At 65.3% G+C, this 20,604-nt stretch carries 19 protein-coding genes; 13 read left to right on the top strand and 6 right to left on the bottom strand.

Features of this window, described 5'->3' with window-relative positions:
• The first annotated feature begins 141 nt into the window (after positions 1-141).
• The 6 genes from QM590_RS04540 (at position 142) to QM590_RS04515 (ending at position 8,999) form a co-directional block, all read left to right on the top strand.
• The gene (locus tag QM590_RS04540) at positions 142-615 is read left to right on the top strand and encodes a single-stranded DNA-binding protein (protein WP_269593755.1); all 474 of its coding nucleotides are present in this window, start codon (positions 142-144) and stop codon (positions 613-615) included.
• A 115-nt stretch (positions 616-730) separates the two neighbouring features.
• Complete coding sequence (gene ettA / locus QM590_RS04535; protein ID WP_032402531.1) at positions 731-2,410, top strand: energy-dependent translational throttle protein EttA; 1,680 nt, start codon at positions 731-733, stop codon at positions 2,408-2,410.
• 1 nt (position 2,411) lies between these two features.
• Complete coding sequence (locus QM590_RS04530; protein WP_269593756.1) at positions 2,412-2,822, top strand: acyl-CoA thioesterase; 411 nt, start codon at positions 2,412-2,414, stop codon at positions 2,820-2,822.
• Positions 2,823-2,949: 127 nt separating this feature from the next.
• Positions 2,950-7,788, top strand: coding sequence for an NAD-glutamate dehydrogenase (locus tag QM590_RS04525; protein WP_269593757.1), 4,839 nt, complete (start codon positions 2,950-2,952; stop codon positions 7,786-7,788).
• A 64-nt stretch (positions 7,789-7,852) separates the two neighbouring features.
• Complete coding sequence (locus tag QM590_RS04520) at positions 7,853-8,317, top strand: acyl-CoA thioesterase (protein WP_068052572.1); 465 nt, start codon at positions 7,853-7,855, stop codon at positions 8,315-8,317.
• On the top strand, positions 8,310-8,999 hold the full coding sequence (locus QM590_RS04515; protein ID WP_269593758.1) for a DUF8010 domain-containing protein: 690 nt from the start codon (positions 8,310-8,312) through the stop codon (positions 8,997-8,999). The genes QM590_RS04520 and QM590_RS04515 overlap by 8 nt, the downstream gene beginning before the upstream one ends.
• Here QM590_RS04515 and QM590_RS04510 read toward each other — a convergent pair.
• On the bottom strand, positions 8,996-10,579 hold the full coding sequence (locus tag QM590_RS04510) for a glycoside hydrolase family 13 protein (RefSeq protein WP_269593759.1): 1,584 nt from the start codon (positions 10,577-10,579) through the stop codon (positions 8,996-8,998). The two genes, QM590_RS04515 and QM590_RS04510, sit on opposite strands and share 4 nt — an antisense overlap.
• Before the next feature lie 211 nt (positions 10,580-10,790).
• On the opposite strand from QM590_RS04510, the gene QM590_RS04505 reads away from it, so the two are divergent.
• Positions 10,791-11,258 carry a cupin domain-containing protein gene (locus tag QM590_RS04505; RefSeq protein WP_094640429.1) on the top strand — a complete coding sequence of 156 codons (468 nt, stop codon included), beginning with the start codon at positions 10,791-10,793 and terminating at the stop codon, positions 11,256-11,258.
• 21 nt (positions 11,259-11,279) lie between these two features.
• Here the strand turns inward: QM590_RS04505 and QM590_RS04500 are convergent, their stop codons facing one another.
• Both QM590_RS04500 and QM590_RS04495 read right to left on the bottom strand, forming a co-directional pair.
• Complete coding sequence (locus QM590_RS04500) at positions 11,280-11,675, bottom strand: globin (protein WP_094640235.1); 396 nt, start codon at positions 11,673-11,675, stop codon at positions 11,280-11,282.
• 50 nt (positions 11,676-11,725) lie between these two features.
• Positions 11,726-12,652 (bottom strand): mechanosensitive ion channel family protein, encoded by a 927-nt coding sequence (locus tag QM590_RS04495; RefSeq protein ID WP_269593981.1) that lies wholly within the window; start codon positions 12,650-12,652, stop codon positions 11,726-11,728.
• 264 nt (positions 12,653-12,916) lie between these two features.
• On the opposite strand from QM590_RS04495, the gene QM590_RS04490 reads away from it, so the two are divergent.
• The 3 genes from QM590_RS04490 (at position 12,917) to QM590_RS04480 (ending at position 14,375) form a co-directional block, all read left to right on the top strand.
• Entirely contained in the window at positions 12,917-13,579 is a 663-nt protein-coding gene (locus tag QM590_RS04490; protein ID WP_176460278.1) for an HNH endonuclease, read from the top strand.
• An 81-nt stretch (positions 13,580-13,660) separates the two neighbouring features.
• Positions 13,661-13,912, top strand: coding sequence for an aa3-type cytochrome oxidase subunit CtaJ (gene ctaJ, locus QM590_RS04485; RefSeq protein ID WP_068052560.1), 252 nt, complete (start codon positions 13,661-13,663; stop codon positions 13,910-13,912).
• Positions 13,899-14,375, top strand: a complete 477-nt coding sequence (locus tag QM590_RS04480) for a DUF5130 family protein (RefSeq protein WP_149406254.1) — start codon at positions 13,899-13,901, stop codon at positions 14,373-14,375. The genes ctaJ and QM590_RS04480 overlap by 14 nt, the downstream gene beginning before the upstream one ends.
• Positions 14,376-14,464: 89 nt before the next feature.
• Here the strand turns inward: QM590_RS04480 and pepN are convergent, their stop codons facing one another.
• Complete coding sequence (pepN, locus tag QM590_RS04475; RefSeq protein WP_269593760.1) at positions 14,465-17,038, bottom strand: aminopeptidase N; 2,574 nt, start codon at positions 17,036-17,038, stop codon at positions 14,465-14,467.
• Between the two features lie 158 nt (positions 17,039-17,196).
• Here pepN and QM590_RS04470 point away from each other — a divergent pair, with 158 nt between their 5' ends.
• On the top strand, positions 17,197-17,814 hold the full coding sequence (locus QM590_RS04470; RefSeq protein WP_068052542.1) for a mycothiol-dependent nitroreductase Rv2466c family protein: 618 nt from the start codon (positions 17,197-17,199) through the stop codon (positions 17,812-17,814).
• A gap of 63 nt (positions 17,815-17,877) precedes the next feature.
• Here QM590_RS04470 and QM590_RS04465 read toward each other — a convergent pair whose 3' ends face one another.
• On the bottom strand, positions 17,878-18,540 hold the full coding sequence (locus tag QM590_RS04465) for a DUF429 domain-containing protein (RefSeq protein ID WP_269593761.1): 663 nt from the start codon (positions 18,538-18,540) through the stop codon (positions 17,878-17,880).
• 16 nt (positions 18,541-18,556) lie between these two features.
• On the opposite strand from QM590_RS04465, the gene QM590_RS04460 reads away from it, so the two are divergent.
• The gene (locus QM590_RS04460; protein ID WP_068052539.1) at positions 18,557-19,036 is read left to right on the top strand and encodes a ribose-5-phosphate isomerase; all 480 of its coding nucleotides are present in this window, start codon (positions 18,557-18,559) and stop codon (positions 19,034-19,036) included.
• Positions 19,037-19,831 carry an Fpg/Nei family DNA glycosylase gene (locus QM590_RS04455; RefSeq protein WP_094669414.1) on the top strand — a complete coding sequence of 265 codons (795 nt, stop codon included), beginning with the start codon at positions 19,037-19,039 and terminating at the stop codon, positions 19,829-19,831.
• On the opposite strand, the gene QM590_RS04450 is transcribed toward QM590_RS04455, so the two are convergent.
• Positions 19,828-20,601, bottom strand: coding sequence for a DUF1542 domain-containing protein (locus tag QM590_RS04450; protein ID WP_269593762.1), 774 nt, complete (start codon positions 20,599-20,601; stop codon positions 19,828-19,830). The two genes, QM590_RS04455 and QM590_RS04450, sit on opposite strands and share 4 nt — an antisense overlap.
• Between the last annotated feature and the right edge of the window lie 3 nt (positions 20,602-20,604).

Genomic DNA, 20,604 nt, shown 5'->3' with positions numbered 1-20,604 from the left:
GCACGGGCCCCGATTCGGGTGCTTCATCCACAGGCCGGCCGGTTGTCCACATTTCGCCGACTCGTTCACCACGGACGTCTTCCGCGTAGCAGTGTCGATATCGATCGCAACCACGCGACATCGATCGAGGGGGAACACACCATGTACGAAGCACAGTGCGCAGTTGTCGGAACGGTCATCACCAATCCCGTAAAGCGCTCCACACCCACCGGCGACGAGGTCCTCAGCTTCCGGATGGCCAGCAACGCCCGACGTCAGGATCGCAACACCGGCGAGTGGACCGACGGCGGAACCCTCTACCTGACGGTCACGTGCTGGCGTCGCCTCGTGCGCGGCGTCGGAGCATCGCTGATGAAAGGCGACCCGATCATCGCCTACGGGCAGCTGCGGACCAACGAGTACACCAACCGCGACGGGGTCGAACGCGCCGATCTGGAGATGCGGGCCAGCGCCGTCGGACCGGATCTCGCGCGCTGCAATGTCTCGATCCATCGGACGAAAGCGGTGGCACCGGAGGCTGCGACGGACGGCGATCCGGGAGCTACCGAACCTGTGGACGAGGATCGGGACCACGATCGCATCGAGGACGACGTGCGCGAGTCCGTTCCGGCTTGACGGTCTCCCGGTATCCGCCGTCCGCGCTGCATCGGAACCTCGATCGAGTGCGGGCGGCGGCTGCGCGCTCGGGCGGTGGTGCCGGAGACCCACTCGCACCGATAAGCTGGCCCTCATGGCTGAATTCATTTACACCATGAAGAAGGTGCGCAAGGCGCACGGCGACAAAGTCATCCTCGACGACGTGACGATGAGCTTCTATCCAGGAGCGAAGATCGGCGTCGTCGGCCCCAACGGCGCCGGTAAGTCCAGCATCCTCAAGATCATGGCGGGAATCGATCAGCCCGGAAACGGTGAGGCATTCCTCGCTCCCGGTGCCTCGGTCGGCATCCTCATGCAGGAACCGGTCCTCGACGACACCAAGACCGTTCGCGAGAACGTCGAGGACGGTCTGGGCGAGACGATGGTCCAGCTCAAGCGCTACAACGAGATCGCCGAGTTGATGGCAACCGACTACTCCGACGAGCTGATGGAAGAGATGGGCGAGCTGCAGGAAAAGCTCGACCATGCCGATGCCTGGGAGATCGACTCCCAGCTCGAACAGGCCATGGACGCGCTGCGCTGCCCGCCGCCCGAGTCGCCCGTCACCAACCTCTCCGGTGGTGAGAAGCGCCGCGTGGCGCTGTGCAAGCTGCTGCTGAGCAAGCCCGACCTGCTGCTGCTCGACGAGCCCACCAACCACCTCGACGCCGAGAGTGTGCTGTGGCTCGAACAGCACCTGGCCGCATATGCAGGCGCTATTCTCGCCGTCACTCACGACCGGTACTTCCTCGACCACGTCGCGCAGTGGATCGCCGAGGTCGACCGCGGACACCTGTACCCGTACGAGGGCAACTACTCCACGTACCTGGAAAAGAAGGCCGAGCGTCTCGAGGTCTCGGGCAAGAAGGACCAGAAGCTGCAGAAGCGCCTCAAGGACGAGCTCGCCTGGGTTCGTTCCGGTGCCAAGGCACGTCAGGCCAAGAGCAAGTCTCGTCTGGCTCGCTACGACGAGATGGTGGCCGAGGCCGAGAAGACCAGGAAGCTCGACTTCGACGAGATCCAGATCCCCAACCCGCCGCGCCTCGGCGACGTCGTGGTGGAGGTCAAGAGCCTGGACAAGGGCTTCGACGGCCGCGTGCTGATCAAGGATCTCTCGTTCACGTTGCCCCGCAACGGCATCGTCGGCGTCATCGGCCCCAACGGCGTCGGTAAGACGACGCTGTTCAAGACCATCGTCGGGCTCGAGGAGCCGGACGGCGGCGAGGTCAAGATCGGTCAGACCGTCAAGCTGAGCTACGTCGACCAGAACCGCTCGGGCATCGACTCGAAGAAGACGGTGTGGGAGACGGTCTCCGACGGTCTGGACTTCATCACCGTCGGCAGCTCCGAGTTCCCGTCGCGTGCGTACATCAGCTCGTTCGGGTTCAAGGGCCACGATCAGCAGAAGCCTGCCGGAGTGCTCTCCGGTGGTGAGCGGAACCGTCTGAACCTGGCGATGACGCTCAAGCAGGGCGGCAACCTGATCCTGCTCGACGAACCGACCAACGACCTCGACGTCGAAACGCTCGGATCTCTCGAGAACGCTCTCGAAGAATTCCCGGGCTGCGCCGTGGTCATCTCGCACGACCGGTGGTTCCTGGACCGCACCTGCACGCACATCCTGGCGTGGGAAGGTGGCTTCGGCGACAACGAGGCCGCGTGGTACTGGTACGAGGGCAACTTCGAGGGCTACGAGGCCAACAAGGTCGAACGCCTCGGACCCGACGCGGCTCGCCCGCATCGCGTCACGCACCGAAAGCTGACCAGAGACTGACATGTCGGCGAAAACCTTCACCTGCACACTTCAGGTGCGGTGGGGTGATTCCGACCGTCTCGGCCACGTCAACAACACCCGGTTCGTCGAATACCTCCAGGAGGGCCGCGTTCGGTTCCTGAACGCGGTCTTCGGGGGTCCGGGTGTGCGCGGCGCAGCGGTGGTGCGGAAACTCACCACCGATTTTCTGCATCCGATTCTCGACGACTCGGGTCCGCTGACGATCGAGCTGTGGATCACCCGCATCGGGACCACCTCGTACGGCGTCCGGCACGTGGTGACCGACCGGGACGGAAAAGTCTGCGCGGATGCCGAAGCACTGATGGTCGCCTTCGATCTCGCGACGTCTTCCTCTCGTCCTTTGTCGGAGGACGAGAGGAACCTTCTCGCGGAGTATCTCGTCGCGAAGTAGTTCGCCACGCGCCGGCTCAGCGAGGTCACTGCGGTAAAAGGGTGTTCGACACTAAGGTCGAGGAGTCATCGACGACCGGCGATCGGCGGGCGTCGGGAAAATCCTCACGAGGGAGTACTCGAACACCATGCCACGCTCGCTGGACCTGCCCGACAACGACTGGGCCGACGGCCTCGACGACCGACTCCTGGCCGAGCTGGCGACACTGCGTACCGAATACTTCGAGCATGTGGACACGACGGCCGTCGGGGCGTCCGCGCACACTCCCGACACCACGTCCTTTCACCGGCACGTCCGGTTGGCCGCTCAGCGGCTGCCCGAGACCGCAAACGTAGCGGTGCACCGCCCCAGCGAGTCGAGTTCGGCCGCCCATCAGGCCGCGGGCAGCTATCTGCAGATCGTCACCGACGACATGCCGCTCCTCGTCGAGTCGGTCATCTCGCTGCTGTCCAGACTCGGCATCGAGTACACCGACGTTGTCCATCCCATTCTGTCGGTCGCCCGCGACGCGGACGGCGAGCTGACAGGTCCGATCGCCGACGGTCGACGCGAATCCTGGATTCACGTCCAGCTGCATCCGTCCACGTCCGCGGAGGCCCTCGACCGCGTGGAGTCGGAGGCGAGCCGGGTGTTGGCCGACGTGCGTCAGGTGGTCGGCGACACCGATCGCATGCGTCGGGTACAGGCAGAGGTCGCCGATCTCCTCGACGGAGCGGCCGAGCGGGCCGGTGATGCGGAGTCCGACATCGCCGTCGAACATCGCGACGCAGCTGCGTTGCTGCGCTGGCTCGGCGACGGTCACTACACGCTCCTCGGCTACCGCCGGTACCGGCTCGGCGGCGTCGACGGTGCACGGACGGCCACCGGGGACGAGTCGAGCAGCCTCGGGGTGTTGCGCGACGCGGTCCACGACGTGCACGGTTCGGAGCCGCTCGGTCAGCGCGACCTGGTCGCCCTGACGCAGGGAGCGAGTCCGGCGACGGTGCACCGGGCCGTCTACCCCTACTTCGTCAGTGTTCTCGACGCCGAGAACTCCGCCGAACACCGTTTCGTCGGCGTCTTCACCGTGACGGCGCTGCACGAGAACGTGCTCGACATTCCGGTGATCGAGCGTCGGGTGCGCTCGGTGATCGCCAGGGCCGGCCATGATCTCGGGTCGTTCTCGGGTCAGGCGATGCTCGAAGTGCTGCAGTCGATGCCGCGCTCGGAACTGTTCGCCACCTCGGCGGCCTGGCTGTTCGAGACCGCGAGTGCTGTTCTGGCACTGGGCCGTCGGCGCAAGGTCAAGCTGTTCGTGCGGCCCGATGCCGGCGGGTCTTTCGTCTCCGCCCTGGTGTATCTGCCGCGAGATCGCTACACCACTCGTGTTCGGCTGGCTATTCAGGATCGGCTGCTCCGCGAGCTCGGCGGCACTTCTCTCGACTACACGGCGCGCGTGACGGAGTCGGACCTGGCGCTGCTGCACGTGACCGTCCGCCGCACGCCGGGAACGGCATCGACGGAGCTGGCCGCCGAGGACATCACCCGGATCGAGGCGGCTCTCACCGAGACCACCAGAACCTGGGAGGACTCGCTCGGCGACGCGGTCTCGCTGGACCGCACCGTGGACCCGCTGCGGATCCAGCGCTACACAGAGGCGTTCCCCGAGGCCTACAAGCAGGACTTCAGCCCGGCTCGGGCCGTGACCGACATCGCTCGCCTCGAAGGGCTCGGCGACGAGTCGATCGACATGCAGCTCTACCGCAACGAGCAGTCGGCCGTGGGTAGCTGGCGGTTCTCGCTGTACATCGGCGGCGCGGGTGTCTCGCTGTCGCAGGTGCTGCCCATCCTGCAGAGTCTCGGCGTCGAGGTCGACGACGAACGACCGTACCCGGTGGTGCGGCCGGACGGAATGTCGTGCTGGATATACGATTTCGGGCTCTCGGCCTCACGCGAGATGCTGCGTTCGGCAATCGACGGTGACATCGACGCGGAGTTGTCCGAGGCGGGCACCGCCGATCGCGAGAGTCGAGTGCAGCACCGATTCACCGATGCGTTCGCGGCAGTGTGGAGCGGCGAGGCGGAGGCCGACCGGTTCAACGAGCTGGTCATGCGCGCCGGCCTGCACTGGCGGCAGGCAGTGGTGTTGCGCGCGTACGCGAAGTACTTGCGCCAGGCCGGTTTTCCCTACAGCCAGTTCAACATCGAGGGTGTGCTGCTGACACACCCGCGCACTGCGCGGCTGCTCGTCGGGTTGTTCGAGGCGCAGTTCGATCCCGAGGCGAGTTCGGAGGAGAACGCGCAGTCGATCGGCACCCAGCTGAGTGAACTGATCGACGAGGTCGTCAGTCTCGACGCCGACCGAATTCTGCGCAGCATGTTCGAGTTGATCCGCGCGACCCTGCGCACCAACTACTTCGTGGTGGGGGTCGACGGCGAACATCGCGAGTACCTCTCGCTCAAGTTCGATCCGCAGTCGATCGCCGAATTGCCCAAGCCGAAGCCGAAATTCGAGATCTTCGTGTACTCGCCCCGCGTCGAAGGTGTGCACCTGCGGTTCGGGGCCGTGGCCCGCGGCGGACTGCGCTGGTCTGATCGACGTGAGGACTTCCGGACCGAAATCCTCGGGCTCGCCAAGGCCCAGATGGTCAAGAACGCGGTCATCGTGCCGGTCGGAGCCAAAGGTGGATTCGTCGTCAAGCGGCCGCCTGTGGTGACCGGTGACGCCGATCGAGATCGTCAGGCCCATGCCGAGGAAGGCAAGGCCTGCTACCGACTGTTCATCGCCGGGTTGCTCGACATCACCGACAACCTCGACCGCGCTACCGGAACGGTGACGGTTCCCGCCGGCGTCGTGCGCCGCGACGGAGACGACACCTATCTCGTCGTTGCCGCGGACAAGGGCACCGCGACATTCTCCGACATGGCCAACGACGTTGCCGCGAAATACGGTTTCTGGCTCGGCGACGCCTTCGCGTCCGGTGGTTCGGCGGGCTACGACCACAAAGCCATGGGCATCACCGCCAAGGGTGCGTGGGAGAGCGTCAAACGCCACTTCCGTGAGCTCGGAATCGACACGCAGAGCCAGGATTTCACAGTCGTCGGCGTCGGCGACATGAGCGGGGACGTGTTCGGCAACGGCATGTTGCTCAGCCGGCACATTCGCCTGCTCGCCGCGTTCGATCACCGGCACATCTTTCTCGATCCCGACCCCGAGCGTGAGTCCTCGTTCGCCGAACGGGAGCGGTTGTTCGCACTGCCGCGGTCGTCGTGGGCGGACTACGACACCTCGCTCATCAGTGCGGGCGGCGGCGTGTGGGAGCGGACGCGCAAGTCGGTCCCGATCAGTGCGGCGGCGCGCGCTGCCCTCGGGCTGGGGGATTCCGTGGTCGCGCTGTCACCGCCGGAGCTGGTGAACGCGATCCTTCGGGCCCCGGCCGATCTGCTGTGGAACGGCGGAATCGGTACGTACATCAAGGCGTCCACCGAAACCAATGCCGAGGTCGGTGACAAGGCCAACGACACGGTGCGGGTCGACGGAATCGACGTGCGCGCCGCCGTGGTGGGGGAGGGTGGCAACCTCGGAGCCACCGCACTGGGCCGCATCGAATACGCCGCTGCCGGAGGCAAGATCAACACCGATGCCGTCGACAACTCCGCGGGTGTCGACTGCTCCGATCACGAGGTCAACATCAAGATCCTGTTGGAGACGGCCATCACCAACGGCAACCTCGCGCGCGAGGATCGGGACGAGCTGCTCGCGTCCATGACCGACGAGGTGGGCCGGCTGGTGTTGTGGGACAACATCATGCAGAACGAACTGCTCGGCACCTCCAGGTTCGACGCACCGAGCCTGGTCACCGTGCACAGTCGGGTGATCGAGGATCTGGAAGTGCGCCGAGGTCTCGACCGCGAGCTGGAGGCGCTACCGACCGAGGCGGATCTACGGCGTCGCAAGCAGGACGGCCGCGGGCTGACCTCGCCGGAACTCGCGACGTTGATGGCTCACGTGAAGCTGGCGTTGGAGGCGGAACTGCTCGACAGTGAACTGCCCGACAGTGACGTCTTCGCTCCGCGGCTGCCCAAGTATTTCCCCGAGCCGCTGCGAGAGCCGTATGCCGCCGCGATCACCACGCATCCTCTCCGGCGGCAGCTGGTGGCCACGACGCTGGCCAACGAGGCCATCGACTGCGGCGGCATCACGTTCCCCTACCGATTGACCGAGGATTCGGGTGCGGCAGGCACCGATGCCATCCGTGCCTTCGCCGCCGCCACCGAGATATTCGGACTCGACGAGGTGTGGAACTCGATCAGGGCCGCGGACGTGCCGACTGCGGTCTCGGCCGAACTGTTGCTCGAGTCTCGCCGCATGCTCGACCGTGTCTCGCGCTGGCTGCTCGCCAACCGTCCGCAGCCGCTGGCCGTCGGTGCCGAGATCAGTCGGTACGCCGGTCAGGTTCGGGCACTGCAACCGTCGGTGTCCAGGTGGATCTCCGGGCATCAAGCCAGCGACCTGGACTCCCGATCGGCTGCGGCGATCGAACGCGGCGCGCCGGCCGAGCTGGCGCGCCGGATCTACGGCTTGCTCGATGTGTACTGCCTACTCGACATCATCGATATCGCGGACATCGTCGACCGGGACGGAGCCGAGGTCGCCGAGCTCTACTTCGCCCTCGATGCGCACATCGGTATCGACTGGTTGCTCACCGCGGTGTCCAAGCTGGCCCGCGGAGACCGCTGGCATTCCTTGGCGCGCTTGGCTCTTCGCGACGATCTGTATTCCTCGTTGCGGGGAATCACGCAGGCGGTGCTTGCGGGCGGCGAGCCGGACGAGTCGGTCGCGGAGAAGATCGCCGAATGGGAGTCGACCAACTCGTCTCGTCTGGCGAGGTCTCGTGCGGCGTTGACCGAAATCGCCGAGTCGGGAACCCTCGACCTGGCCACCCTGTCGGTCGCTGCCCGACAGGTCCGCAACATGGTGCCCTGACCTTCAGCACCACATCGCCACGGGCGATACCGCCGATACTCGACCGAGAAGAGGAAACGACCACGTGAGTGTGCCCGACGCCCATCTGTCCGACAAGCGACCTGAAACCGAGCGAGTGGGCTTTCATGCCACCGTGGACGTGCGGTGGTCGGACATGGATGTGTATCAACACATCAACCATGCCCGGATGGTCACTCTCCTCGAAGAGGCACGCATTCCCTGGCTGTTGGTGGACGGGAGGCCGACGGCGAACCTGCGCCACGGCGCGGTGATCGCGGATCTGCACGTGAAGTATCGAGGCCAGCTCCGGCACGAGGACGGCCCCCTCGATGTGTTCATGTGGATCGACGCGGTGCGGGCGGTGGACTTCGTCGTCGGATACGAGGTACGAGCCCGGGGAGCGTCGTTGGACACTCCCGCGGCCGTGGTGGCCTCGACGCAGATTGCGGCGTTCGACATCGATGCGCAGCGGCTGCGCCGGCTCACTCCCGAAGAGCGTGAGTTTCTCGTGAGCTGGCAGCGTGTATGAGCGCGTACTGACCGTTCCCGATGCGGTCGAGCGGGAGAACCTGGCGACGTTCTGCACCAGGGCGCTGCGTTTGGACGAAGCTGCGGTGATCCGTATGCGGACCCGAGCGGGCGGCGGTGTGTCCTGCTGGGCTGCAACGGGTTTCGATGCTCTCGCGGCTCGGGTCATCACCGGCACCGTGGTGCCCGACGACACCAGTGCCGGTGCCGACGTGTTGGTCGCGGCTGTGCAGCAGGCGACCGACGGCGTGATCGACCCGGGATTTTCGATGGATTCCGCCTGGCGCGGAGCCCTGCCACCGGACGGCGGCTTCGGCCATCTCGACGATGTGCCGGCCAGGGTGCTCGTGGGGCTCGCGCAACGCGGCGTGGCACTGGCCAAGGAGCACGGCAGCAGTCACGGCCCGCCGAGTTCGTTGCTCGAACAGGAGGTGCTGCACGTCGCGGGCGAGAACGACGACGTCTCGATCTCGATGCGGACGGTATTCGCTTTGACCGCAATGGGTTTCGTGCCGCACAGTGGCAGCGACCCGTTGACCGTCGACGTCGACCCGGATCGGATCGCGCCCGATGAGGTGGTTCGTGTGCGGGTGTCGAAGGTCTGGCTACGTCTCGATGCCCGCTACGGCTCCGTCTTCGCTCGTCGCGCGGGACAACAGTTGTCGCTCCACGTCGAGCGTTAGACGAGCCACGCAGCGGCGTTCGCCGGAAGCCTGCCGTCCACCAACGGCGCACTGGCCAGCAGCAACTCGCCGGGAGGCAGCGGGATCGACTCCTCCGACGCGTTCAAGGCGCAGATCAGGCCACCGCGTCGACGAAATGCCAGGCAGCCGGGAGGAGATCCGTACCAATCGACTCCGCTACCTGTGAATTCCGGACGTAGAGCCCGCAGCTCGAACGCCGTCCGATAGAGGCTCAGCATCGAATCGACGTCTTCGAGTTGCGCCTCGGCGGTGTACCCGTCCCATTCCGGTGGCATCGGCAACCAGGTTCGATCGGTGGAGGAGAACCCGAACGGTGGTGTGTGCCCCTCCCACGGCATCGGCACTCGGCAGCCGTCGCGGCCACGCTCTGCGTGCCCGGATCGCTCCCACACCGGGTCCTGCAACGCACTGTCGGGCAGTTGTACGTTCGGTAGCCCCAGTTCGGCACCGTTGTACACGAAAATCGTTCCGGGAAGCGCCAATTCGACGAGGATCATGGCGCGCGAGCGTGCCCGACCGAGGTCCCCACCGCCGTACCGGGTGACCTCACGCTCGACGTCGTGATTCGACAGCGTCCACGTCGGAGTTCCGTCGACCAGTTCTACTGCGGCAAGGGAATTGGAGATGGCGTCGCGGATGGTTGCGGCGTCGAAATCGACACTGGCCAGCCGGAAGTTGAAACCCAGGTGCAACTCGTCGGGCCTGATGTACTCGGAGAAGCGCACGTTGTCCTGCACCCAGATTTCGCCCACGGTCACCGCTTCGGGGTATTCGTCCATGACGGCTTTGATGCGTCGATGCAGGTCGTGGACCCGAGGATTGTTGAACCGGGGATCGTCGTCGTCGTTCTTCATCAACGCGTTGAGTTCGAGACTCATGTCGGCCAGGTCGACGGGTTTGGCCATACCGTGTGCCACATCGAGCCGGAAGCCGTCGACGCCGCGGGAAAGCCAGAATCTCAGGGTGCGCGCGAAGTCGTCGAACACCTCCGGGTTGTTCCAGTTCAGATCCGGTTGCTCGGGCGCGAAGATGTGCAGGTACCACTGGCCGGGGGATCCGTCGGGCTCGGTGATCCGGGTCCAGGCCGGGCCACCGAAGATGCTCGGCCAGTTGTTCGGCGGCTGCGCGCCGTCGTCACCTCGTCCGTCTCGAAATATGTAGCGGGCTCGCTCGGCGCTACCGCGGGCCGCCGTCAGGGCCGATCGGAACCACGGGTGCTCGCTGCTGGTGTGATTGGGCACCAGGTCCATCGTGACCTTGATGTCGCGCGCATGAGCTTCGTCGACCAACGCGTCGAAGATCTCCAGGTTGCCGAACAGGGGGTCGATGTCACGCGGATCCGACACGTCGTACCCGTGATCGGCCATGGGCGACCGGGTGATGGGTCCGATCCAGACTGCGTCGATTCCCAGCAGCTCCAGGTAGCCGAGCTTGTCGCGAATTCCGTCGAGGTCACCGATGCCGTCACCGTTGGAGTCCGCGAACGAGCGGGGATAGATCTGGTAGAAGACGGCGTCCTGCCACCACAACAGCTCGGAGCTTTCGATCGGATCGGTCACAAGGGGCAATAGTGCCAAACGATCGGCCGCAGAACGATTCAGGGGCGTTCGGGCACGACAGGAGGCAGCCTCGTAGGTCAACGAACAGTAAAGCTTTGTGCTCATTCACATGACCGACTCCTGCCGGTTCGTTGGGAAAGTGTTGTATGTTCTGCTCCTGGAACCAGTAGCGGCGGAAGCCGCGCCCGACGGTGAGGACGCGACGGAAACCATGATCACTTCGACCATCGAAGCCGTACGACTCGGCGACATCGCGCTGAACGACAGCCCCATCGAGCCGACCTGGATTCTCGAAGGAAACCCGCAGGCTCGCCTCGCCGAGTGGTCGAAGAGCATCGACGGAACCACCACCACCAACGTGTGGGACTGCACGGCAGGACGCTTCCGGTGGTACTTCGCCGTCGACGAGATCGTGCACATCATGGACGGTTCGGTGACCGTCTCGAGTGACGACCACGCACCGCGCACCCTGCTTCCCGGCGATGCCGCACTGTTCCGTGCGGGCACCTGGTCGGAGTGGCACGTGGAGAACTACGTACGCAAGCACGCCATCCTGCGCCAACACCTACCCGCTCCCATGAGCTTCGCGCTCAAGGTGGCCGGCTCCGTTCGCGCGCGGGTGGGCAAGCTCAAGGTCGCCGTCGGCGGCAAGAGCCCGCAGCGCGTCGGATCGCTGTAGCCCGCTGCGCTGTCGGGGCCGTCAGATCGCCGAGTTCATCATCGAATTGGCGGCCATCTCCATGTAGTCGATCAACTGGGCTCGGTGCGCGGAGTCCATGACCTCGGGGGCGATCGACGCGATCGCGATGTGCATGCAGCGGAGCCACGCGTCTCGCTCCATCGGTCCGATCCGAAACGGGTTGTGGCGCATACGAAGTCGAGGATGGCCACGCTCGTCGGAGTAGGTTCGCGGACCGCCCCAGTACTGCTCGAGAAACATCCGCATCCGCCGTTCGGCCGGTGCCAGATCCTCCTCGGGGTACAACGGCCGCACTATCTCGTCCTTGGCGACTTCCTCGTAGAACTTCGCCGTGAGTGACCGGAACGTCTCGGCACCGCCTACCGCGTCGTAGAACGTCTGCTGCGGTTCGGTCATCACACTCTCTCTGTTCGTTCCTGGTCGGCGTCGGTCACGTCCATTGTCCCTCAGCTGCCTCGCTCGGCCACGACCCCACCCGGGCGACCCAGTGCATACGGTGCCTTGATGTCGGCATCGTCGAACGCCTGGAGGATCTCCTGGTGCAGTCTGCGCTGTACGGCCCACTGGCGTCCGGGGCGGGTCTTGATCGTGATGCGGATGGTGACGGTGTCGGCGCTGACCGCGTTGACACCGAGCATTTCGGGCGGTTCGAGGATGTCATCGGCGAAGTCCTTCGATTCCACCACCGTCAGCGTGGTGCGTTCGGCGACTGCGCGGGCCTCGTCGATGTTGGCCGTGTGGGAGACGGGCAGATCCAACACGGCGACCGCGAAGCCCTGACTCATGTTGCCCACGCGCAGCACCTCGCCGTTGCGGCAGTACCACACGGTGCCGTTGACGTCCCTGATCGTCGTGACGCGTAGCCCGACGCTCTCGACCGTGCCGGTCGCTTCACCGAGGTCGACGACGTCGCCCACTCCGTACTGGTCCTCGAGGAGCATGAAGATGCCCGAGAGAAAGTCTCGGACCAGGTTCTGCGCACCGAAGCCGAGGGCGACGCCGACGATCCCGGCCGAGGCGATGAACGGAGCGACGTTGACCCCCACGACGTCGAGCACCGACAGCACGAACCACGTGAGAATCATGACCGAGACTGCGGACTTGAGCACCGAGCCGATCGTGTTGGCACGCTGTTTGCGTCGCTCGTTGAGAATCGCGCCCTTGACGGTGCTCGACGAACGCTCGCGCAGCGGACGCAGCAGCGTCGGAGCCTTCCCGACGTTGTTGCGGGTGAATCGATCGATCAGTTTGTGCAGGACGAGGCGCAGCACGATGGCGAGGGCCAGGTAGCCCAGAGCCTGCAGCGGACGATCGACCAACCAGTCGCGTCCGGTCTCCGTCAGCTCGAACGCTCGGGTGTCGAAATCTCGCAACAGCGACGGTTCGGAGAGGGACGATGCGGACAGGAAGGTTGATACAGACACCCGAAAAGTCTACGGAGACGCAGAAATCTTGCCAGTCACGCAGCGCATGGAGCCGTCGTTCGTCGTTCGTGAACGCGAGGATGCGAGATGTTCACCGATCGGCAACAGAAAATGCCGGGAAAAAGGCTGTGCGAGAAGGGTGCATTCGTGTTCCACTGTGTCTCGTGTTCCACGCAAGCCATGCGCGGGCGCCGACTGTTTCTGGAGCAACGCATGAAGAACTCGCAACACCGCCATCGACAACTCCCGCCCACTGAGGGCCGCACCACGCACGACCAGCGTGAGACGGCCTCGGGGGCTTCTCCGCTGCGTGTGGTGCCGACGGCCCACAGTGCCACGGGCGACGACGCCGTACCGGCGTGGGTCAAGCGCCGTGTGCTGCTCCTCAACGCCACCTTCGAACCACTGACCGCGCTTCCGATGCGCCGGGCGGTGGTTCTTCTCGTTTGTGGGAAGGCCGACGTGGTGCACGACGATCCGGAGGGGCCGTTCATCCGGTCGGCCGACCGCTCGGTGCAGGTGCCGTCGGTGATCAGACTGCGGACGTTCGTCCGTGTTCCGTATCGAGCCCGGGTACCCATGACACGACAGGCGCTGATGCACCGCGATCGGTTCCGGTGCGCATACTGCGGAAGCAAGGCCGAGACCGTCGACCACGTGGTTCCGCGTAGCCGCGGAGGTGGCCACTCGTGGGAGAACTGTGTCGCCTGCTGCGCCTCGTGCAACCATCGCAAGGCGGACAAACTGCTCAGTGAGATCGGCTGGACGTTACGCGCCCAGTTGGTGCCGCCGAAGGGTCCGCACTGGCGACTGTTGGCGACGACGAAGGAGCTGGATCCCAGTTGGCTCGCGTACCTCGGTGAGGGCGCTGCCTGACGCGGGCGCGCCTGCACTTTTCGGTCACAACACCGGCCCCGACGTGGTCCGACGCGCATTTGTCGACTAACGTCACACCCTGTGAGCATTTTTGAGACCACGCTGATATTCGGGGTGATTCCGGTTGCGGTGATCGGACTCCTCGGCGCGTTGTCCTACTTGACCGACAAGCAGCCCGGTATGGACGTTCCGCCCTACCGACTGACGGACGAGTGGACGCGCGAGCCATTGCTGTGGACTGCTACGGACGAGGTGACTCCTTTCGGAGGTCACGGTTCGCACGGTGCCGACACAGCCGACTCGATCGGAGGTTCCGCAAGTGGCAAGTGGTGAACTCGTCCGCAGTGACGTCAGAGAAGAAGACCTGCCCGTCGGTGCTGCCCTCACCGCGAGCGGCCGCATCTCGGCTGCTCACGAATTCGGGACGACCAACCCAGAGCACCTGCCGTTCGCGACGCAGGACCTGGTTGCACTCGACGATGCACTCACGCAGGCGATTCGACAGACCAAGATCCGGTTCAACGTCTACATCGGTGATCTCGGCGTCGATCCCGCTGCGGGTGCGGATTCGGTGTTCCCCGGCACACCCGATGCCATCCGTTCGGTCCTGATCGCCGTCGACCCCAATCGGCATGCTCTCGAGATCCGCACCGGCAGGCGAGTGTCCAACCGTGCGACCGACCGGGTTGCACAGTTGGGTGTCACCGCCGCGCTCGGTCCGTTCCGCGACGGCAATCTCATCGACGGTCTGGTCACGGCCGTCCGGGTGATGACCGCGTCCATCCTCAGCCCGTAACTCTCCACCTCCAGACCGCGCTTCCACGACGAGGGCCGGTTGTCCACCTCGCGGTGGGCAACCGGCCCTCGTCGACGATGCCGTCGAGATCAGCTCGCGTCGAACTCCCGCGCAGCGAGAGCCCGGACGACGCCGGCCCGTCCTTCGATCACCAATCGCCGAAGGGCGGGCGGCAGATCACCGTCGAGGAACTCGTCCGCCGCAGCGAGGGATTCCTCCGAGATCGACCAGGATGGGTACAGCCCCACCACGACGGTTTGCGCGACCTCGCTCGAACGGCGCGCCCAGACACCTTCGACAGCGTCGAAGTAGCGGGCGACGTACGGTTCGAGCAGCTCGCCCTGACCTGGGCCGGCGAAGCCACCGATGATCGAGCGCGCCGTGATGTTGGGAACTGCGTCGTCGTCGACGACCGTCGTCCAGGCCTGCTCCTTGACCTCCGCGCTCGGGCGTGCGGCACGTGCCGCCGCAGCCGACCGGGCTCCGGCGGCAGTGTTGTCCCTGCCCGCCTCGGCGTCGATCACCGGCGAGTCCAGGCCGTCGGCGTCGATCGCCCCGGCACCGGCCAGGGCAGTGACGATGCGCCACCGCAGATCGGTGTCGACTCCCAGACCGGACAGACCCTGGCCGTCGATGTCACCGTCGAGCAGTGCCTTGAGCACGTCGATGTGGCGATCGCCGAGTTCGATGCCGGTGAGGGCGTTGACGAAGGCCAACTGGTGATCCGAGCCTGCCTCGGCCCTGCGGGCCAGCTCGAGCAGAGCGTCGGCGAACTCGGGGGTACCGTGTTCGGCTGCCCACGCCGGATCGGCGTAGCTGGTGATGGCGGTCTGTGCTTGAAGTAGAAGACGTTGCACCACACCCACTTCCGTCTCACCGCCGATTCCGCGCTGGACGAGGGCAACGAAGTCTCGCGCCTTCATCTCGGCGGATCGAGTCATTTCCCAGGCCGCCGACCACGCAAGGGTGCGGGGGAGTGGTTCGGCGATGTCGCCGATTCGGGAAAGCAGGACCTCGAGTGAATCCGGGTCGAGACGCACCGCGCAGTACGTCAGGTCGTCGTCGTTGACCAGAACGAGCTTGCCGCGCGAGACACCCACCAGCGCGTCGACAGTCGTCGACTCGGCGGCATCGAGGTCGAGTTCGACGCGGTCGGTGCGCACCAGCTTGCCGTCGACGTCGTCGTAGATGCCGACCGCGATGCGGTGTACGCGATGCTCTCCTGCACCCGGGGCCGCACCGGTCTGCAGCACCGAGAAGCGGGTGAACTTGCAGTCGGCGTCGACGTCGAAGTCCGGACTCAGGGTGTTCAGGCCGGTGGTGCGCAGCCACTGGGCGCCCCAATCGGACAGATCGCGTCCCGACGACTTCTCCAGTGCTGCAAGAAGATCCGAGAACGTGGCATTGCCGAAGGCGTGATCGACGAAGTACGCCCGCAAGCCGGCGAGGAAGTCCTCCTTACCGACGTACGCCACCAGTTGCTTGAGCACACTCGCGCCCTTGGCGTAGGTGATGCCGTCGAAGTTGACCTCCACGGCCGCGAGATCGGGAATGTCGGCGGCGATGGGATGCGTCGACGGCAGCTGGTCCTGGCGGTACGCCCAGGCCTTCTCGACGTTGGCGAAGGTGGTCCACGCGTTCGTGTACTCGGTTGCCTCGGATTGGCACAGCACCGAAGCGAACGTCGCGAACGACTCGTTGAGCCACAGATCGTCCCACCACGTCATGGTCACCAGGTCGCCGAACCACATGTGTGCCATCTCGTGCAGCACGGTCTCGGCGCGACGCTCGTACGAGGCGCGTGTCACCTTGGACCGGAAGACGTAGTCCTCGAGGTACGTGACGGCACCGGCATTCTCCATCGCGCCGGCATTGAACTCGGGCACGAACAGCTGGTCGTACTTTCCGAAGGCATAGGGAGTGCCGAAGTTCTCGTGGTAGAAACCGAAGCCCTGCTTGGTCTCGGTGAACAGGCGTTCCGCGTCCATGTGCTCGGCAAGTGATGCGCGGCAATAGATTCCGAGGGGAATGGTGCCGTGGTCGTCGGTGTACGAGTCGGTCCACTCCGCGTACGGCCCGGCGATCAGCGCGACGAGGTATGTACTCATCAGCGGGGTCGTGTCGAACACGTGCTCGCCCGCTGCAGGCTCGGCGGCGTGCGCGGCGTTGGAGATCACGGCCCAGCTCTCCGGGGCGGTGACCTTCACATCGAAGGTGGCCTTGAGATCGGGCTGATCGAAGCAGGCGAACATGCGCTTGGCATCGGCGGTCTCGAACTGCGAGTACAGGTAGACCGAATCGTCGGACGGGTCGACGAAGCGGTGCAGACCCTCTCCGGTGTGCGAGTAGAGGCAATCGGCGTCGATGACGAGCTCGTTGTGCTCGGCCAGATTCTCGAGCGCGAGGCCCGTCGACTCGTCGTAGTTCGCGGTATCGATACCGGTGCCGTTGAGCGTCGCGGAGCGGATCGTGCTCGCGATGATGTCCACGAAAGTCGACGCCCCGGCGGTGGCCGCGAACGTGATGGTGGTGAGCGAGCGGAACGTCTTCTCGCCCGGATTGCCCTCGCCGTCGGTGAGATCGAGAACGATCGCGTACTTCGTTTCTCCGATGATCGCCGAACGCTCGGAGGCTTGGTCACGCGTCAGGTTGGGAGCAACCACTTCAGTCGACACCTCTTCGTGTAGTTATGGGTAGTGCCGTCCATCCCATCACGTCACGCGTACCCCGCGCTGGCCGACGGGCCGTGCGGAATGTCTGCGCGGTGTGCGGTTGTTACGCAATGAAGACACGATGACCTCGACTTCCAAGGAGTAGGACAGTGGCCGGTTCAGGACAGAAAGACACTGCGGATTTTTGGTTCGACCCACTGTGCCCGTGGTGTTGGATCACCTCGCGGTGGATTCTCGAAGTGCAGCAGGTGCGAGACATCGATGTGAACTTCCACGTCATGAGCCTGGCAGTGCTCAACGAGGGCCGCGATCTGCCCGAGGAGTACGCCGCGATGATGAAGAAGGCCTGGGGGCCGGTCCGCGTTGCCATCGCCGCAGCCAAGCTGAAGGGTGACGAGATCCTCGACCCGCTGTACGCGGCCATGGGAACGCGAATTCACAACGAGGGCAACAAGGATTTCGACGTCGTCATCGCGGAGTCGTTGGCCGAACTGGACCTGCCCGGTGACCTGGCGAAGGCAGCCGAGAGCACCGACCACGACGAGGACCTGCGGACCAGCCATCACGCAGGCATGGACAAGGTCGGACCCGATGTCGGCACCCCGACCATCCACGTCAACGGCGTGGCCTTCTTCGGCCCTGTGCTCTCCCGAATCCCACGTGGCGAAGAGGCAGGCAAACTGTGGGACGCATCGGTGATCTTCGCGTCGTACCCGCACTTCTTCGAGCTCAAGCGCAGCCGCAACGAGGACCCGCAGTTCGACTGATCGCACTTCCCCTCGTGCGTGGAAACTCGTAGCAGGAGTACAGCTTTCACGCACGAGGGGGTGCTAGGCCACGATTCGATCCGAGCCGTCCTCGGTACCGAACGTCAGGTGCTCGCCCAGGTGGAAGCGTCGCGCCGACCACGCCGCTGCGGCCGCGTCGAGAAAGTCGTCGACGGCGGGTCCTGGCGGTAGATCCGCCAGATCGACGTGTTCGCTCCATCGCATGATCGTGGCCAGTCGTTGTCCGACACCGCGGCCGGTCTTCTTCGACGAGAAGACCGTCGCCGGGGACATGGCCCGGAACGAGCATTCGGGATGTACCTCGATGTACCTGTCCCGATCGACGTCCGCATCCCGCCACGCCTTCACCGACGGCAGGATGTGCCACGTCTGCTTGCTGATCGCTTTGCCGGTGAGCTGCCGAGAAACGGCACACGCTTCGGGATACGACTCGGCGTCGAGTACGCCTGCGACCGGCGTGTGGAAGATGGAGCTGCGCGCCGTCCCGAGAAACGTCTTCGCCTCCAGTTCGCTGACGCGATAGCCGTGCTCGGGCAGCGACAGCGGCATGTCGACGCCCACCCGTGCGCAGTCCCGTGTCACCTCGAGCACCTCCGTCACCGACGCGCACGCGGTCCACGTCAACGTCGTCTCGGCCAGAACCGCGACCACCCACGCGCCTTTCGCACCGTCCACACCGGCGAATTTCTCGGCTTCGGAGTTCACCTGTCAGACTCTAGGCATGCGCGTATACCTGGGTGCCGACCACGCCGGCCTCGAGTTCAAGAATCAGATCATCGAACACCTGACGGCGACCGGCCACGAGCCCGTCGACTGCGGTGCCTTCGACTACGACCCCGTCGACGACTACCCGGCATTCTGCATCGACGCAGCACGCCGCGTCGTCGCCGACCCGGGTAGCCGCGGCCTGGTGCTCGGCGGTTCCGGCAACGGCGAGCAGATCGCAGCCAACAAGGTGCCGGGCGCTCGCTGCGCGCTGGCGTGGAGCGTCGAGACCGCCAAGTTGGCCCGCGAGCACAACGACGCTCAGCTCATCGGCATCGGTGGCCGCATGCACACCCTTCCCGAGGCCCTCGCCATCGTCGACGCCTTCCTCGGCACTCCGTTCTCGGGCGAGGAGCGCCACCAGCGCCGCGTCGACATCCTGTCCGAGTACGAACGCAGCGGCGAGGCACCCGTCGTGCCGGGAAAGCCCGAGTAGGTGCCCGAGGGGCACACTCTGCACCGACTGGCTCGGTTGCATCAACGTCGGTTCGGCGGGGCACCGGTCGAGGCGAGTAGTCCGCAGGGGCGCTTCACCTCCGGTGCCGCGCTGATCGACGGTCTCGTACTGGAGAAGGCCGAGGCCTGGGGCAAGCATCTGCTGCACCGATACGAGTCGGATCTGATCGTGCACATCCACCTCGGCCTGTACGGGAAGTTCACCGAACAGTCTGTGCCGCTGAGCGATCCGGTGGGTGCCGTGCGGTTGCGCATGGTGGGGGAGAAGTACGGAACCGACCTGCGCGGACCCACGGCCTGCGAGATCTACACCGAGGAGCAGGTCGACGCCCTGGTGGCGCGACTGGGCCCGGACCCCCTGCGCAAGGACGCCGACCCTGACGGGGCATGGGCACGAATCTCCAAGTCGCGCACGGCAATCGGAACTTTGCTGATGGATCAGAAGGTGCTCGCCGGCGTCGGAAACGTCTACCGCGCCGAAATTCTGTTCCGGCATGAGATCAATCCGATGCGACCGGGCAAGGACCTCGATCGAGCGGAGTGGGACGCGATCTGGCTCGACCTCGTGGAACTGATGAAGATCGGTGTTCGACGCGGTCGCATCATCACCATCCGGCCCGAGGACGATCACGGCGACACCTACGGTGCGCGACGACCGCGCTCGTACGTCTACCGCAGGCAGGGATATCCCTGCCGGGTGTGCGGAGCCGACATCCTGCACTCGGTGATGCAGGCGCGAAACCTGTTCTGGTGCCCGGTCTGTCAGGCGACCTAGAAGCCGCCGAAGTCGCCGCCCCCGCCGAAATCGCCTCCGCCGTCGAACATGCCGCCGCCACCGTCGTCCATGGCACCGTATTCCGTATCGCCGCCGAGGTCGTCGCCGCTACCGCCGTCCGAACCGTCGGCTCCCGTCTCGCCGCCGGCCGCGGTCTCGGCCGGAACGCCGGCCATGCCGGAGAACATCGCCGAGAACAGGAACATCGATCCCATTCCCCATGCACCGGCGACGAGGGCGGGACGCCACCACGGCTCGGAGTACCAGCCCGCGGGCACCGGACGGCCCGCGACACGGCCACCCGGGTAGTAGTTGGGGGTGCGATCGGACGGATCCGGTGATGCTGCGATCTCACGGCCCTCGAAGTCGACCTTGCGTTCTTCGGTGACGCGACCTGCCTGCTGTTGGCCGTCGATGCCCTGCACCTCCGGGCCGGGATCCATGCCCATGGCCAGTCGTGCGGCGCGGATGTAATAGAGGCCCTCGAGCGCGGTCTGCTTGGCCAGTCTGGCTTGTTCGGGGGTGGTGGCCTGGTCGATCTGCGAACCGGCAGCGATGTTGCGTTCGGATGCATCGGCCAGGGCCTGCTTGGACGGTGTGTCGGTGCCGATCAGGTTGTAGACCTGACCGCCGAGGCGTTCGATCGACTGGCGGGCGTCGGCCTTGGCGTCGGCCAGCGCGGTTTCGGCGGCCGCAGCCGAGTTCTTCTTGCTGCGCAGGACCAACAGGGCCACTGCGGCGACAACGATGACGATCAGGATTATTTCCACTGC

This window comes from Rhodococcus sp. IEGM 1372, from assembly GCF_030056835.1.
Lineage (GTDB): Bacteria > Actinomycetota > Actinomycetes > Mycobacteriales > Mycobacteriaceae > Rhodococcoides.
The sequence above is the reverse complement of the archived record's forward strand: the minus strand, read 5'-3'. Positions and strand labels throughout refer to the sequence as shown.

Coding starts and splice junctions, on each gene's coding strand:
- QM590_RS04540 (WP_269593755.1), top strand. CDS start 142: ATGTACGAAGCACAGTGCGCAGTTGTCGGAACGGTCATCACCAATCCC.
- ettA (WP_032402531.1), top strand. CDS start 731: ATGGCTGAATTCATTTACACCATGAAGAAGGTGCGCAAGGCGCACGGC.
- QM590_RS04530 (WP_269593756.1), top strand. CDS start 2,412: ATGTCGGCGAAAACCTTCACCTGCACACTTCAGGTGCGGTGGGGTGAT.
- QM590_RS04525 (WP_269593757.1), top strand. CDS start 2,950: ATGCCACGCTCGCTGGACCTGCCCGACAACGACTGGGCCGACGGCCTC.
- QM590_RS04505 (WP_094640429.1), top strand. CDS start 10,791: ATGATCACTTCGACCATCGAAGCCGTACGACTCGGCGACATCGCGCTG.
- QM590_RS04500 (WP_094640235.1), bottom strand. CDS start 11,675: ATGACCGAACCGCAGCAGACGTTCTACGACGCGGTAGGCGGTGCCGAG.
- QM590_RS04490 (WP_176460278.1), top strand. CDS start 12,917: ATGAAGAACTCGCAACACCGCCATCGACAACTCCCGCCCACTGAGGGC.
- QM590_RS04460 (WP_068052539.1), top strand. CDS start 18,557: ATGCGCGTATACCTGGGTGCCGACCACGCCGGCCTCGAGTTCAAGAAT.